17 protein-coding genes are annotated in these 15,140 nt (G+C 63.9%); all 17 read right to left on the reverse strand.

The window, feature by feature from the left end; all coding sequences use genetic code 11:
- Position 1: 1 nt before the first annotated feature.
- Positions 2-211 carry a hypothetical protein gene (locus tag ACNJYB_RS04600; protein WP_439372905.1) on the reverse strand — a complete coding sequence of 70 codons (210 nt, stop codon included), beginning with the start codon at positions 209-211 and terminating at the stop codon, positions 2-4.
- Complete coding sequence (locus tag ACNJYB_RS04605) at positions 211-2,079, reverse strand: hypothetical protein (RefSeq protein ID WP_439372906.1); 1,869 nt, start codon at positions 2,077-2,079, stop codon at positions 211-213. Before ACNJYB_RS04605 ends, ACNJYB_RS04600 begins: the two co-directional genes overlap by 1 nt.
- Positions 2,076-2,420 (reverse strand): hypothetical protein, encoded by a 345-nt coding sequence (locus ACNJYB_RS04610; RefSeq protein ID WP_439372907.1) that lies wholly within the window; start codon positions 2,418-2,420, stop codon positions 2,076-2,078. Before ACNJYB_RS04610 ends, ACNJYB_RS04605 begins: the two co-directional genes overlap by 4 nt.
- Entirely contained in the window at positions 2,421-2,735 is a 315-nt protein-coding gene (locus tag ACNJYB_RS04615) for a hypothetical protein (protein WP_439372908.1), read from the reverse strand.
- Entirely contained in the window at positions 2,728-4,065 is a 1,338-nt protein-coding gene (locus ACNJYB_RS04620; protein ID WP_439372909.1) for a hypothetical protein, read from the reverse strand. Before ACNJYB_RS04620 ends, ACNJYB_RS04615 begins: the two co-directional genes overlap by 8 nt.
- A gap of 69 nt (positions 4,066-4,134) precedes the next feature.
- Positions 4,135-4,896, reverse strand: a complete 762-nt coding sequence (locus ACNJYB_RS04625; RefSeq protein ID WP_439372910.1) for a YmfQ family protein — start codon at positions 4,894-4,896, stop codon at positions 4,135-4,137.
- Positions 4,889-5,236, reverse strand: a complete 348-nt coding sequence (locus tag ACNJYB_RS04630; protein WP_439372911.1) for an endonuclease domain-containing protein — start codon at positions 5,234-5,236, stop codon at positions 4,889-4,891. Before ACNJYB_RS04630 ends, ACNJYB_RS04625 begins: the two co-directional genes overlap by 8 nt.
- Positions 5,236-6,351, reverse strand: coding sequence for a baseplate J/gp47 family protein (locus tag ACNJYB_RS04635; RefSeq protein ID WP_439372912.1), 1,116 nt, complete (start codon positions 6,349-6,351; stop codon positions 5,236-5,238). The genes ACNJYB_RS04630 and ACNJYB_RS04635 overlap by 1 nt, the downstream gene beginning before the upstream one ends.
- Positions 6,351-6,872 (reverse strand): phage GP46 family protein, encoded by a 522-nt coding sequence (locus ACNJYB_RS04640; RefSeq protein ID WP_439372913.1) that lies wholly within the window; start codon positions 6,870-6,872, stop codon positions 6,351-6,353. Before ACNJYB_RS04640 ends, ACNJYB_RS04635 begins: the two co-directional genes overlap by 1 nt.
- Before the next feature lie 3 nt (positions 6,873-6,875).
- On the reverse strand, positions 6,876-7,676 hold the full coding sequence (locus ACNJYB_RS04645) for a phage baseplate assembly protein domain-containing protein (protein ID WP_439372914.1): 801 nt from the start codon (positions 7,674-7,676) through the stop codon (positions 6,876-6,878).
- A gap of 3 nt (positions 7,677-7,679) precedes the next feature.
- Entirely contained in the window at positions 7,680-8,756 is a 1,077-nt protein-coding gene (locus ACNJYB_RS04650; protein WP_439372915.1) for a phage baseplate assembly protein, read from the reverse strand.
- A gap of 3 nt (positions 8,757-8,759) precedes the next feature.
- Positions 8,760-9,428 (reverse strand): hypothetical protein, encoded by a 669-nt coding sequence (locus ACNJYB_RS04655; RefSeq protein ID WP_439372916.1) that lies wholly within the window; start codon positions 9,426-9,428, stop codon positions 8,760-8,762.
- Positions 9,425-9,985: a DNA circularization N-terminal domain-containing protein gene (locus ACNJYB_RS04660; RefSeq protein ID WP_439372917.1), complete on the reverse strand. Its 561-nt coding sequence runs from the start codon at positions 9,983-9,985 to the stop codon at positions 9,425-9,427. Before ACNJYB_RS04660 ends, ACNJYB_RS04655 begins: the two co-directional genes overlap by 4 nt.
- Positions 9,982-12,507 (reverse strand): hypothetical protein, encoded by a 2,526-nt coding sequence (locus ACNJYB_RS04665; protein ID WP_439372918.1) that lies wholly within the window; start codon positions 12,505-12,507, stop codon positions 9,982-9,984. The genes ACNJYB_RS04660 and ACNJYB_RS04665 overlap by 4 nt, the downstream gene beginning before the upstream one ends.
- Positions 12,508-12,667: 160 nt before the next feature.
- On the reverse strand, positions 12,668-13,123 hold the full coding sequence (locus tag ACNJYB_RS04670; protein ID WP_439372919.1) for a phage tail assembly protein: 456 nt from the start codon (positions 13,121-13,123) through the stop codon (positions 12,668-12,670).
- The gene (locus tag ACNJYB_RS04675) at positions 13,120-13,488 is read right to left on the reverse strand and encodes a phage tail tube protein (protein ID WP_063685533.1); all 369 of its coding nucleotides are present in this window, start codon (positions 13,486-13,488) and stop codon (positions 13,120-13,122) included. The genes ACNJYB_RS04670 and ACNJYB_RS04675 overlap by 4 nt, the downstream gene beginning before the upstream one ends.
- Before the next feature lie 80 nt (positions 13,489-13,568).
- Positions 13,569-15,134 (reverse strand): phage tail sheath C-terminal domain-containing protein, encoded by a 1,566-nt coding sequence (locus ACNJYB_RS04680; RefSeq protein ID WP_439372920.1) that lies wholly within the window; start codon positions 15,132-15,134, stop codon positions 13,569-13,571.
- Between the last annotated feature and the right edge of the window lie 6 nt (positions 15,135-15,140).

The following is a 15,140-nucleotide window of genomic DNA, read 5'->3' on the forward strand; positions in this document are numbered from 1 at the left end:
GTCAGGTCTCCACGCCGAGAATTTGGGCGGCGGTTCTGATGTTGAGCGGTTCAACGTCGAGCGGTGGCTTGTAGGGGTCGGGAATGCCGCCATCGGCGAGCCACTGCTGATAGGTCTGCCAGTCGCGGTTGGCCGGATCGTTCGGGATGCCCGCGTTGTCTTCCGTGCGGATCACCGCCGCGTCGGTCGCTTTCAGTCTGTAGTCGGCCATCACAGCCTCGCGTCAAAGGCGGTGTTCGTGGTGCCCGCGTAGAGCGAGCATGCCTGACCCACCGCGCCGATGCTTGCGGGCCATACCGGGGCGACCATGATGTGGTCGCCCTGCAGGCTCGCCGTCATCGAGGAGAGAACGGACCACGTATCGCCGCACGCTGCTTGCGCGCTGGTCCCGAGCCGCACGGTCGGAGAGGCCCGCATCGGGACCGGCGTGACGATGACCGACCAATAGGCGGCGGTGCCGGGGCTGCGGATCGTGCCGCAGCCGTAGGTGGTGGCCGCCGCGATCCAGAAATAATAACGCTTGCAGTGCAAGTCCTCAAAGTGGAAGGGCCGCCGCAGCATCGGTGATTGCGCTGCGTTCGGTCCCTGCGAGCCGGGAATGATCGTCAGGCCAGTGATCGCGACCTGGCCGCCTGCGCCGCCGACATACAGATTGGTTTGACCCGGTGCGCCGAAATAGCTGCCTGCGTTCCAGTTGCCGACGCTGCCTGCGGGCGCGATGTTGCTCGTGCCGGTGCCGAGACAAATCCAGATGTAGAGCCCGATGCCGGTGCCCTTGTCCCATGTCCCGGCGACATCGCCCGGAATGGTGACGGTCTTGTACTCCCAAACGCCGGCGGCGTTGATCGTGACCGGCGCGAGGTACTGACGACTGCCCGCGCCGTTCGTGAGGCGCACCGTGACGGTGCCTGCGACGACCGACGAGAATATCCAGAAGCCGATGGTGACCGGCTGCGCGTTGGCAAATCCCCAGCCGAGACGCGCGACGCGCTGTCCCTCGATCACATGCCGAAAGACGAGATTGTCGGCAGCACCAAGCGCAATCGCGGCTGAGCTTTGCAGCACGACCGCATTGCCGACGGTCGCGCCGAACGGCGCGGCGGACGAGGTCGCTTGCTGCCCGACCGTCATACCAGCGACGGTGACGTTGCAAATCCAATTATCGCAGACATAGACGCCGTTGACCGCTGTGACCATGCTGGAAGCATTCCACTGGCTCACATCGCAGAAGCCGTTCAACTGCATCCCGTCGAACGCCATCGCATCGAACGGTGCGGCGTAGACTGTCTGGCGCGCCTGGAGCTGCTGCGCGGCGGTCAGAGCCTGCGCGGCATCGAAGCGAACGAACGCGCCAGCCGCATCAACCCATGCGCCGTTCCTGCGCGTGTAGTACGCCCCATCGGTCGGCGCTTCGGCGATTGCGCCAGGGATGCCTTGGGGCCCGCGAATGTTGCCGACCGGCGCTCCCCACGCGCCGCTGGCGTAGTTGTATACATCGCCGTTCGTGGTGTTGAGGTAGTTGTCGTTGTCGAGTGCGCCCGCGATTGCGCCAGGCGCTCCCGCGCCCTCGAACCAGAGCGAGCCACGCTGGCCGGTATCGCCCTTAATGCCTTGCGGTCCCTGCGGCCCGATCAGCGACGCGCCTGCAGGCCACGCGCCAGCGGCCTTCGGGCCGAAGATGAAATGCGAAGTGGTGTTGATCCAGAAGTCGCCGTCGATGCCGTCGCCAGCGGTCGGGTCAGCCGCGCCATACAGCACGGCATTGCCGCGCGGTCCCTGGGGGCCGACCAGCGAGACGCCAGCAGGCCAGAACCCGAGCGCCTTCGGCCCGAACAGGAAATGCGTCGTGGTGTTGATGTAGAAGTCGCCATCATTGCCCACGAGCACCGAGGGGTCGCCGGTCCCGTAGATGATGGTGTTGCCATCCTTGCCGGGCGCGCCGGGAGTGCCCTGGGGGCCTGGCGGGCCTTGCTCCAGCTCCTGGATGACCTCGACCTCGAAGTCGGTGACGACCGTGACGCTGTTGTCGCCAGGATCGGAGGCCGCGACATCGCTGTCCTGGCTGATATCGACCTTCATCGGCTCGCGCCCGCATTGTTGACCAGCGTGCCCGACCAAATCCGCATGCGCTGCGTGCCCCGGATGCGGATCAGCGAGTGCTCGTAATCGCCGAGATCAAGCTGGACCAGCTGCGCCTGCGTGATCAGCACGGTGAATTTGCCGTTCGGCGGATCGGTGATCGTCAGGCCGCCATTCTCGGTCGTCAGCAGCATCTCTTCGGTCACGTCTTCAGCGCGTCGCCGAATGCCCATCTTCATCGTGTTGCCCGTCAGATCGACGGGCGTGCCATCGGTGAGCTGATAGGCGAACTGCCTGGCGAAGTCCGCGTCGTTCTCACAGGTGATGTTGACGATAGCCATCTACGGCACCGTAAGCCGATATTCCTTGACCACGTCCTGGAGCGCTTCCTTGGTCTGCTCGCCACCGAGATTGCGCGGCCAGCCGGTCGGCGCGTAGCCCGCCTCAACCCACGCCGCGAAGGTCGCGTCGGTCGTGTCGATGATCGCCTGTCGCGCGCTCGAATAGACGCGGCCGTCCTCCGCGAGCCAGTACCAGTCGCGCGGCACGAACATCAGGCCGTTGAGCTGATAGTCGAACAGCGGCCGACCGACCGGCTCAACGCTGACTTCTGGCGCGGGGTTCTCGTGCGGTGCGTTGAGGTTCTCGTCAGGCATACTGCCCTCCCGATGTCTGGGTGCCAGCGATTGTGCCGGGGTAGTAGTTCACGCCGCTGCCGGATGAGTTGATGACGCCGTTGAGGCTCGCGGTGAACTTGATACCGGTGACGTTGCCGGGGCTCACGTAGTTCGCGTACTGCTGCGCATTGGCGTTGATCGACGCGGACATCCAGCCATTCTGAATGCTGATCGGCGCGGAGATGGTCATCGTCGGCGGGTAGCTCGGATTGTTCTGGATGTTGCCGCCCATGAAGGCGTAGCAGAACGCACCCTGCCAGGACGGATTGCCCGGCGAGCCGCCCGAGATGGTGTACGTCGCGCCAGCGCCTCGCGCGGCGAAGGTGAGGATGGCCGAGCGACCACACGACACCATCGCACCGGGCGAGCCCGCAAATTCCATGTTGCCCAGCGAGAGCGTTGACATGTTGCCCGAGAGGTAGATGCAGCACAGCGGATCATTGTGCGCCGTGTAGACGCCGGACGACTTCAGCTTGAACCCTTCCATGATCTGGTTGCCGATCTGCGAGCCCGAAACGGCGGTGTAATTGTCCGAATAGATCAGGCAGTTCGCGGGGGCACCTGTGTTGCCCGTCCACGTCACCGTGCCGGTGCCGCTCGGCGACGGCAGCAAAAATGCCGCATAGTTCGCGTCCGCGACATGCACAGCCACGCCGAAGCCGTTGAGGTTGTACTGATTGATGACGTTCGACGCCTTCTGCAGCGTTTTGAACGGGCCATGGATGCCGGTCGAGAACGCCGCCGTAAGACCGTCGTAGGCATCGCTGCCGGTGTTGCCGTTGACGTAGAAGTCAACCGGCCGGGTCAGGTAGATGGTGCCGCCCGCGTTGGCGACCTTCATGCTCCAGACCATCTGGAAGTTCGTGCCGTCGTACATCAGGCAGACCAGCACGCCCTGCGGGAGATCGCCCGCGACGGGGTCCGAACCGTCCGACCGAACAATGGGCTTGTTGCCCATCGAATTGATGTTGAAGACTGACGCGCCCGTGTTGGTGTTCTTGATCTTCAGGACGACGTAGAGGCCCGCCGTGTAGCCGGTCGGCGCGGGCGAGAGGTTGCAGGCGTAAGCGTTCGCGGTCCCGGTGTCGTCCGCGTAATTGAGGAGCCCGGTCTGGATGCTGCGGCCGAGCTGGTGAAGATCTGCATTGTCCGGCGCGCGGCCGGTGTCCGAGATCAGGTTCACGATCTCGCGCTGCGGATACTCAATCGACGCCGCTGGCGGGATCGAGCCCTGCTGGCCGGTTGCCGGATTGCCGTTGATGTAGGGAGCGTTGGGATCGCTCACGCCATAAGGCTGGTTATACTTCATGCACACGTCCTCTCGCGGCGCGCTCGCGAGGGGCGCACCGTGCTTCAGGTCGAAAGGTGATCGGATCGGCTAAGGCGTGCCCGCCATCGGGTCGCCGGGCGTCAGGCCGGAATAATCGTAGACAATCTGGGTGTGCGCTGGCTTCCAGCGCGCGAGAATGCATTCAAGGTCCTGCGCGTGGCCGATGCGCAGATGCGGATCGACGCCGCACTGGCCCGAGGCGCAGCGAAACCATTGCAGGTCCGCTTGATGGACGTGGACCGTCCAATAGTAGCGGTTCTCGGGCGGGCCGAGACCGTAGTTCGGCCACTCGCTCAGCTCGCCATCCTCGGCTGGCTCGCCGTTGGGGTCCATGATCGGACGACCCCACTGGTCTTGCATGAAGGTGCCGTCGCCATAGACGCGACCATCGCCGCAGCAATCAATGCCGACCATGAACGGCCGATATTCGGTGATGGTGATGGTGTAGCCGAGGAAAGCAGCGAAGTTGATGTAGAACTCACGCGACTGCGAGCCGTACAGCGTCATGCGCGCGACCAGCGCGATCTGCCGCTCGGCTATGGTCTGCGGCGCGGTGTAGCAGGGATCGGGCAGACCCCAGTTGCGCTCCCAGTCGGGAAGCAGCTCGACCGTCTTGCGCGGGTCGCTCTCGATCTCCAGGAGATCGGCGGCCCGCCCGTCGACATAGCCCCAATAGTTGTTCAGCCCATCGCAGGCCTGCCACAGCACGCTGTCGATTGAATGCTTCGGCCAGGCCTGGCCTTGCGGCAGCAGCTCCAGGAAGGCGTCGCGATAGTCGCCGCCCGCCCTGCGGATATGCCGGTCACTCATAGGCGCGCACCAAATACGCCAGCACCCGCTGAAGCGCTTCGACGGTGTCGCCTAGCTTGCCAAGCCCCATGTTGCACTCGCGACAGATGTAGCCCCGGAATTGTCCCGTCTCGTGATCATGGTCGATAGCGAGCGGCCCCTCTCGGTGACAGATGGCGCATTTGTTATCGGTTGGCGGCGGCGGAAAGTCGGAGCACTCGACGAACCCAAGTTGCTTTGCCCGGAAGCGGTGAGCAATACGCCGATGCTTCCAGCGCTTAAGTTCTTTGCTTTCCGGTGATCGGCGCGCTTCTCTCTCGCGGTCCTTTGCGCGACGGATTTCGTTCGTCTTGTATGGCATCACTCGTAAAGGATGGTCCCGAGCACGGCCATGCTGCCGATGTTGGGCATGACGAAGTCGTCGTTGGTGAGGAGATCGAAGGAGATCACGCTCGGGGCTTGCATGATCGCGGCGCTGATCCAGGCCGAATAGATCGTCTGGCCAGGCGCGGCCATCCGCAACAGCAGGTCCTTCAGCTGCGCCTCGATCTCGGCTTTGCACTCTTCAGTGTTCGGGTTGAGGTCCGCAATCGTGAGATCGACGAAAAACTTGATCGGCGCGGCGACGAAGCAGTCCTTCACGGTCACGGGCCGCATCTTGTCGATACAGGCCCCGACCGTGGCCACGTCGGGCGGCAGCGGGAAGCCATCATTGTCGGCGCGCAGATCCTCCATCATGAAGCGAACGGTCATCGTGCCGATGCCTTGCTCGACATTGGCCCAAGCCCGCGTGACGCCAGGCACCGCGAGCGCCCAGGAGACATAGTCGGCCTGCGCGCCGCCCATCGGTGGGTTGCGGATGCGCTGAAGGATGCGGGCGCGCAGCTCGTCATCGGTCTCGGTGTCCGTCCCGCCCGTCAAGTTGTAGGCGAAGGCCACGCTGCTCACGCCAGGGATACTGGGCGACAATGACAGCCCTGAGCCGTCCGGCAGGTTGCCAAACGAGCCTGCATCGACCGCGCGGATGTTGCCGGTCACGGTCGTGCTGGCTGAGGTGGTGATGTCCTCAAGGGTCTCGAAGGTGACGACCGAGTTCGGCGAGTTGAAGTCGACGGGCAGCGCAGCCGCGCTCTGCAGCTGCGTCCCGGTCGGAATGACGGTGCCGTCGATGATGCCCTGGAATTCCGCCGTGCCGGTCGCGAGAGTTGCCATCTTGCGGCCGGTCGAGCCGTCCGCGTTGACCAGCCAGATTTGCCCGTGCCGGTCCAGCCATTCCGTCTCGGCCGTATCCGGCAAAAGCTGCAGCGACAGCCAGTCGATATATTGCAGCGTCAGATGACAGAGCGCGCCCTGGTTATCGGAGAGAACGCGCAGCACGCTGTTCGGGACTGTCGCGTCCGCGCCTGGCAGCGAGGAGTTCACCGCATCGCGCACCAGGGTGCGGACGTCGCGGAGGGTTGGCGTTGACCACGGCATCAGCTGTTCACCATCGCATCCCAGAGGACCGCGTAACGCAGCTCGATCTCAGGCAACGGGCCGCGATAGATGCGCAGCAGAGCGTCGACGCGCTGCGTGTTGACGCGCGTCACCCAAACATCGAAGCCCGAGCAAATCCTGCGGTCCACGAACGGCTGGATCGCAGCGCGGATGTAGTTCTCGACCAGGACCAGCGTTGAGCCTTGCCGCGCCTGGGCCGGGGTGATCTTGGATCGCCGCAACAGCCACAGCTTGGAGCCGATATTCCAGCCGCCCCAGATCGCCTGCGCGTCCAGGTCGCCCCACCAGCCCATCCGATCACTGGAGTCTGGATCGGGCAGGATATCGTTCGGATCAGCGAGCGCGTTGGTGCCGAGCGCGACGATGACCGCCGTGGCCAGCGCTTGGGTGTCGTCTAGCCTCCCATCGGGCAGCAGCGACCAATCGACCGTGACGGAATAGTTCGGAAAGACGTTGTTCTGGACCAGCCGGACATCGGGGACGTTGTATCCCGCTGGCATGCGTCACCCGATCTTGCCGAGCGAATTGACGCACGGGCCCGACAGCGTGACGAGATAATCGAACGACGCCTTGCCCGCCTCCGCGCCGACATAAACTTGCTTGTCGGTGTGGCAATGCAGGTACGTGTTGCCATCGGCGAGTGCCAGGTGGCACTGGTTGCCGCCCATGCGCGTCTTGTCCTTGGTGACCTCGACGAACAGCGGCGACTTCCGGCCGTCCTTGTACAGCGCCTCCTGGCCGCGCTTCTGCTGTTGCTGGCCGCCTTGCTGGCCTCCAGACGAGCCGCCGCTCGCGTCGCGCGCCGCCGCGCCGGGGCTGCCACCGCCGCTGCCGCTGCCGCCCTGATCGAGCGTCGCGTTGCTCTCGCTGTCCTGCTGGACCAGGTGCATGCGAACCGTTTTGTCCTGCGGCGCGGTCCAGAAGCCGCCGTCCTGCGTCAGGTGGAACTGCTGCTTGTCGCCGCGCCCGCGAAACATCGCGGTATCGCCTTTCTCCAGCTTGAACAGCCGGTGGCGGCGATCATCCATGATCGATACCGGGAACGAGCGGCTGCCGCCCATGAAGCTGGTGAAGTGCTCCGCTGCGGACTTGATCTTGCCCATCGCGTCCGTTTCGGCGTCGAAGACGACGGACGTGAAGCCATAGTTCTGCGGAGCCTCGCAGCCCTTGCGGGACTCGTTGTACATGAAGTTTCCGGCCATCTCCTGCAGAAACTTGCTGTCATCGACCTGATCGACGACGCCGCGTGCGCCGCCAGCGGTATAGCCCCGCAGCGAGCTGTTGAGCGGTGTGGCGCGATGCATTTTCTAATTCCCCACGTTGTAGGTCGGGTGCGCGTTCAGGAAAGTTGGATTGACGCACGTCAGCACGGTGACGCTGCCGCGCTTGTCGTCCTGCGTAAAAATGACCTGCTGGATGGCCAGCTCCTCGTTGAGCATCGCCATCGGCGAGTAGACGTGAACGTGATCGCCCTCCTGCCAGAGCGAGATGCCCTCGCGGAGCCAGCCCTGGACGGTGATGGTCGCCTGTATCTGCTGACCGTCGTGAATGCGCTGCTCGAAATCGGCGCGAAGCTTCATCTCGCCTTGCGACATCACCGACTCCTCAATCGGCGTGATCAGCTTGCTGTAGAGGACGTTCTTCAGGCTGGTGTTCTGGACGGCCTGCTGCTCGCTCGCGTCCGTCATGTTGTGATCGTCGCTCGCCTGCGAGCTGCCGCGAACGTCGTAGGTCTCGAACACCATCGTGCTATCGATGATGCACTGGCAGGCCAGGATGTTCTTGCCCTCGACGAGCCCGCCGACCACATTGCCCGCGTGCTCGCCGATCAGCAGGAAGTTGCCGAAGGCATCGCAGGCCAATCGCGCGCAGCGGTCTCGGGCGATGCGCTCGCAGAAATCCCAGACCGGCTCTCCCGTGTTGTTCTGCAGCTTGTCGAATGGCGTCATATCGATCTGGCCGATGACCTTGACGCCAGCGCCGTAAGGGGCCCAGACCTCCTGCGCGATCTGGACGATGTTCTTGTTGTCGAAGCTGCCGGTCTTGGTATCGACGCTCGATTTCGCCCCCAGGGCCGTGTAGCTCTTGCCGATGAGCATCACGCCATGGGTAAAGGCGTCATACGCGACCTGGCGCACCTCGATGAAGCCGGTGATCGCGAGGAAGCCCGCTAGGTAGACGCTGCAAAGGTCGCCGGGCTTGAACTGCAGCTTTTGCCAATCGGGAAACGGACCGCCCGACTTGAAGATCGGGTCGCGCTCGGCCGCGCTGAACTGGAAATAGGCATAGGAGTCGCCCCAGTTGCGGCGGACCATGACGAACTCCCAGTCCTCGAATTTGCGTCCGTTGACGACGAGGACTGCGACTTCCTGCGGCTTTGGCATCGATCACGCCGACAAGGCTTCGCCGATCATTGGGCAGAAGGCGGGATGCACGATCTTGTTCTCGGCGCGCAGCTCATCGGCGCGCGAGGCGTCGTCGTAGAGCTTGTACGCCATGACCAGGCTCGGCAGCGGCTTGAAGAATTGGTATTTCAGCATGCGCGGCAAAGGCAGCGCGGTCTGCACCAGGTGGTTGGTGATCGCCCCGTGCAGCGTGATCAGCGACTGGAACGTCATCTGATCCATGTCGTCGGCCGCGATCTCCTCGGCGTCTTGGAATGGCTGGAATAGCGCATTCTTAATGTCATCAACCTGCTGGCGGCTGACATAGGTCATCGACGCGAGGATATAGGCCACGGTCGCCAAGCAGAGCCGGATGCCCACATTTTGGACGAGGACCGCGCCGAGAGAGACCGGCTTCTCCTGCTCGATCTGCCTGCGCACCGTTTCCAGCTGCTGCAAGGTGATGCCCGCCTGGCGCGCCTGGTCGAAGCAGTTGTCGAGTGGCGGGCCCATCGCATCCTCGATCAGCAGCTTGTAGGCGTTCACCCTCGTGTCGCCGATGGCCGTCCTGGCATTGATGCCCTCGTGGCCCTTTGCCGGGACAAAGGACAGCAACAGCGTCAGCATGCGGTCAACGAGCGCCGCGGCCTCGTTCGCGTCGGCGCGCTTCATGCTTCGATCAATCCTGTGCCGTAAGCCGGTGACGGGGGTGCGAGCGTGCGCTGCACCTGGTCGCGCAGGGCCTGCGCGGCGTTGGCGATGGTTGCCTGGGTGTCCTCCTGGCCGGGATCATAGAGCGGGTCGATGCCGTACTCGAGGAACGTGATGTCGAAGGTGCAGAAGCCGCCGAAGCGCTCCTCCTCCGTCATCCGATACTTCGACACCACCACGGTCTGCGGCGGCTGCGTCGAAAGCTGAAGCGTGCCAGGCCCTTCGGTTTCCAGCGCGGCGATCAGACGGTCGCGCACTTTGCGATAGTCGCGGCGAAACAGATCGTCATCGTCGCGGGGATAGACGATGCAATAGGCGCGAATGGTGAATTCGCGAGCAGCCCGCCCCATGTCCTCCGCATAGGGATACTCTTTCTTCGGAAACTGGTGCTCGACGATGCGCCGCCCGCTCTCGCGGCTGCTGGCCTCGCAATGGAAGGGCGCGTTGTTATAGGTCGCCCTGATCCAGTCGTCCCGCCAGCTTGGCTTGTTCGGTGTGATCTCAAAGATGGTTGTCATATCGATAGCGTCTCAGGCCCCTTGCGGGCCGGGTCCATCTGGGTCTGCCGATTGATCTCAACGTCCTTGAAGATGCCGCCGCCTTGCGCGTCGACCCTGGTGCCCTTCGGCGCGTTCACATCGACGCTTATCTTGCCGCTACCCTCGACCTTGTTCGCTGCAGCCATCCGCCGGTCGAGCTGCTCGCGCGCAAATCGCGCGCTGTCGGCGACGGAGAAGTTGACGCCGCCGCGTCGGCCCTCCCAATAATTGTAAACCTCTTTGTAGCCCGGAACGCGGCCCGGAAGCCTCGCGCCTGGATCGGACTCCATACCTTGATTGGTGCGGCCCTTGATGTAGTCGCTGCCACCGACAGCCTCGGCCAGGTTCTTGTCGAATTGCGCCCGCTCGTTTTCGCTGACCGGCCGAGTGATCCCTTTGTTGATCGGACCATAAAAGCCGCTGCGCAATTCCTTGCCGATCGAATAGCCCGGCACCTTCTGCCGCACCATCTGGACGCGGTTCATCAGAGCTTCGACTGTCGGAGTGCCGCCACTCTCCGACTTCATCATTCGGTAGAGCAGCTCTTTGGTGACGGGGTCCTTGTTGACTTCCGCCATCATCAACGCGCGCTGGTCGGCTACGCCGCCAGCACCATGCGCGCCGTCTGCTGTCGCTGGGGTTTCGCCAGCGCCCGCACCTGTGCCGGGGCCAACGTGGTCGTCGGCAAACTTGGTGCCGTGCGGGCCGCGCCATTCGAGATGCGCAGGGTCTTTGCCCTCCCACGGACGGTCCGCGTTCGCGAGCGGCTGGCCGATGTTGTACTTGTTCTGCAGCTCCTTCCACTTGTCGGGATTTTTCGCGAGCCAGTCGCGCATCTCGGGCGAGAAGAACTGCTGGTCGTTCACATCCCAGGCAGTGCCATAGGCGTGCGAGGACCAGCCGCCGCCCCAGCGCTTCTGTCGCTTGTTGTAGTCACCGAACCGCTTGACCGGAGCCCCGCTTGCAGCGAGATCGGTCATGAACCCCGACAGATCGGCGGCCGCTGCCGGGTTCGCCATGATCCTGCCGTATGGCGTTTGCACCGCCTGCAACTGGCTACGGTCGAGCGGAGCTTGGCCGCGCTTCTGGAAATAGTTGTAACCGCTGTCGGGGCCGCCTCCCGGTGTGCCGGGGATCACCGGAGCACCGGGACCAGCACCTCCACCACCGCCGCCGTGTGCTGGTGTGCTGCCAGCGCCCGCGCCCGAGCCGGGACCGACGCTTGAGCCGTAAGGCGCGCCGCCACCGCCGCCGAAGCCGCGCCCGCCACCGAATGGTCCGTAACCGCCGCCGCCGCCATACCTGAAGCCGCCGTCGCCGCCTGTGGTGAAGCTGGCGTTCTGCAGCAACGGATTGCGACCGACGCCGCCGCCCGTGTAGCTCATCGGCATGAAGCCGCTCTTGAGCGCGTCAATCAACGCGTCATTCGACTCCTTCAGCCGCTTCTGCGCTTCCGTGTTCTGCTCGGTCGCCTTCTGCTGGTCTTCAGGCGGCGTGCCCAGCTGGAGCGGCCCCCTGAATTTGCCGAATGTGTCCTGGATCGACTTTTTGGCCTCATCGGGCTTCGCCAGGTCGTAGTTCTTCTTCAGCCACTCGTGGATTTCCTTGCTGATCTCCAGGAATTTCTCGGCCGCCTTGATCGCGGGGTCGAGGAACGGGGCCTTGAGGTCCTCGATGATGTCGGCCCATTCGCTGCTGATCTGCCCGGTGAGGTTGGCGAGCCTTTCCGCCTGCTTGATGCGCTCGGTCTGGATGCGGCGGTCTTCGGCCGACAAGCCATTGAGCTTGTCCATGTTCGCTATCGTTCTGTCCCAGAAGTGCGAGGCGAACTCGTTCGCACGCTGGGTCGCTTCCTGGAGGGTTTTGCCTTCCTCCAGGGCGTGCCGCAAAACGTTCGCGCGGGCCGAGACGACAGCGTTGTATCGCTCCTCTTCGGTTCTGGCATTGACGATATTGTTGAGCAGCTCGCGCATGGCCTGCTGCGCCTGCGGGCTCGGCCCAGCCATGTGCAGCAGCTCGCGACGCAACGAGCTACCTTGCCGGTTGAGGTCGGCAACCGCCTCGGACATCTTGCCGAGGTTGGCCTTGGTCTGGTCCGCGCTGACGCCGATGGCCTCGAACTGGCTGATGATGTTTTTCATCGACGCAGGATCGACGCCGATGCTCCGCGCCGCCTGGCTGATGCCGCGCAGCTCCTCGGCCCACTTTTTCAGCTCGCCGATCTGCCTCGTCATCTCGACGCCGAACAGCGCCAGGCCACCAGCACCGGCCACTAGGCCGCCCCGGAACGAGCCCAGGGCCTTGAAGGCGTCGCCGAACCCGCCCGTGATCTCCTTGAAGGCCTTGTTCAGCTCCTCGGTCCCACGCCGCATCTTCTCGTGGGCTTCCTTGACCTGCGGCCCTCCCATCTCCTTCGTTTTTTCGACGATCTTGTCGAGGCCAGCCGACGCATTGTCGACCAGCGAGACGATAAGCTTCAGCTCCTCCTGTTCGGTGGGCATCAGTCGTCGTCTTTCGGGGGTTGCTGTCTGCGGTCCAGCGTCGCGGTGCGCTCAAGGTGAATTCGCACCTCGCTGAACGGCATCGACAAGAACGTTTCTGGGCTGACGTGGTACCAGCGCGCCAGGCGATAGCAGTCGAGGATGATCTCGTCCTCGTCGCCTACCAGGCCCGTGGATCGGGCAGAAAAAAATTTCGGAGCTTCATCGCAACCGTGTTCCAGTCGCGCGGATGCATGTCCTCGATGAAGGGCGCGAGGATGTCGGAAAGCGCCGCGATCATGTAGGTCATCTTGCGCTCGTCCCAGACCACGTCGCCGTCCTGGTTGATGCGGACCGGGTTGCCATACCGGTTGATGTCGCCAGCGCGGGGCTCGCGCAGCACCAGCTCGGTGATCTTCTCGCCCTTGTTGTTGTGGATCGGCTTGTTGATCAGCTTCACCACGAGCGGCCATTCGTCCCGCCACATCGGCGGCAGCTCGGCTGGCGACGGCTCGACCTCGGGCGGCGGCATCGAGCGCGACGGCTTGGCATCAGCCTGGGGCAGCGGCTCGGCATCGATAGTCTTCGGCGTCGGCCGCTCGTCGATGAAGCCTTCTCGTTTCGGCGCGACGTTCATGCGAGGCTAACCTCCTGGCAGGTCACGCCCTCCCAGCGCACGCGCACCTGGCCGTCGCGCGTGTTGTTCTCGAAGCCGCCTTTGCAGGTGCCGCCCGTGAGGATGTACTGCATGTTGTTGGCGAGCTGGGCGACGACCGTCACATCGGTCTCGGCGAGCAGGTCCTCCAGGTAGAAGCCCGGAAGGGTCGAGAGATCGCCCTCGATGTACGGCACGCGCGGCAGCTCCTGATAGCCGTGCACGCCGTCCTGGCCCGCGATCATGGTGCGCTCGACCGGCGACGGGCTGACGGTGAAGTTGCCGCGCAGCGCCAATTGCGTCCCATCGACGGTGAGGAACGCAATGCCTGCAATCCTCTGTGCCATTGATCAGTCTCCTTTCGATCTGCCAGCACCGACTGCCGCGCCGGTTGGCGCGGTTGTGCAGGCCGGTGATGTGATGGTGGTTAGGAAGCGCCCGACGCCGCGTTGAAGGGCGGCTGCGGCTGGCCGACGATCTGCGTGTCAATTCCGCGGTCGTACTGCAGCCTGAACTGAGCGAGCACGGCGAAGATACGCAGCTGGTTGATGAGGTCGGGCGGATAGAGCACGTTGACCCGGTCCGGGTTGTTGGGATCGCGCTCGACTTGCAGGTTACGCTTGAAGTTGACCAGGTCCTCGACCAGGCCGTTGTACATATCCTGCTGGTACTGGTTGATCAGCTCGGCCTTGATGATGCCGGGCGTGACGATGGCCTGGCCGGGACCGAACTTGGTGCCGTCATTGGCCAGTTTGTGCCTCGGGAATTTCGAGGTGATCGCGTGCTTCTGATTGCGCAGCAGCTTCGCGAGCGTCGCCAGCGTCGTCATCAGCTCGTAGGCGTCGTCGGGCTGGCCATAGAGGTTGAGCTGGTAGGTCGTGGACTCACGGGCGATCATCGGCTGGCCGTCCGAACCGATCTTCTGGATGGCGATGCCGTTCGAAGCCAGGGAGTTCAACTCCACGAAGTCGAACCGCTGGTGGATCGGGGCCGCCTTGATCTGGTTCAGCGTCAGTGCCTGGAGGGGCCGCGCCGGGTCGTTGATGAACGCTCGCTGCGTCTTGGCCGTATAGGCCGCCGCCCATTCGAAGGACGGCGACGGGCTCGCAACCTCGAACCCCATGATGGACTCGACGCCGCTGTTCAGCGTGTCGCCGAAGGCGAGCAGCGAGCTATAGGTGCCGCGCTTGGCCGAGATGATGTGACCGAACAGCTCGCGCTGCCAACCCCAGCGGCCCTGGTCGGTGAAACCGTACTCCTGGTCCCACTCGAACAGCGAATTGCTGTCGGTGTAGGGCATCGCGACATATTCGAACGGCTCGTCGCCCAGGTTGGTGATCGCGGTGGTAAACGCGGGCGTGCCGGTGCCGCCCGAGAGGAAGCCGGTCGCAGGCAAGGTGATGCCGAGACCGACCGGCGTCTGTTGGCCGCCCGTCGAGCCGTAATAGTTCAGCGAGACGTTGATCTCGTTGGCGTTGACGCTCTTGAAGGTCGAGGTCAGCGTCACCGTACCGACTGCAGCCGTCGCCGTGACGGGCAGCGCGGTGTTGCCATTGACCGTGTCGGCGATGGCAGCGGCGATGGTCGTCGGCGTGTCGGTGGTCAGCACGTTGACCGGCACATAGTCGCCAGAGATGTAAAGATGGATGGTGCCCGCCTCAGTCGGCGCGTCGGTGATGACGATGTCAGCCGTGGCCGCCGCCGCGCTGGCAGGCTCGGCCAGGGGCAGGCCCCAGACCTCGTTGGCGAAGTTGTTCGCGAAGAAGGCCCTAAACATGCGCGCCAACTCGCTGCCTTCGCCGAATTGCGCGTCGGCCTGCGCCTGGCTGCCGATGGGCACAGCGATGTCAGGCTCTGCAGTGCCACCGGCCATGACCCCGGTCAGCAGAGCGCGCAGATTGATCGTCGGCAGCCCTGCCATGCTGGGATCGACCTCGACCCAGTACAGCGGCACCTTGATGTTGGCAGGGATGTTGGCAAAGCTGATCGGCATGGCTTG

It is taken from the genome of Bradyrhizobium sp. SMVTL-02 (assembly GCF_051853005.1).
Taxonomy (GTDB): Bacteria; Pseudomonadota; Alphaproteobacteria; order Rhizobiales; family Xanthobacteraceae; genus Bradyrhizobium.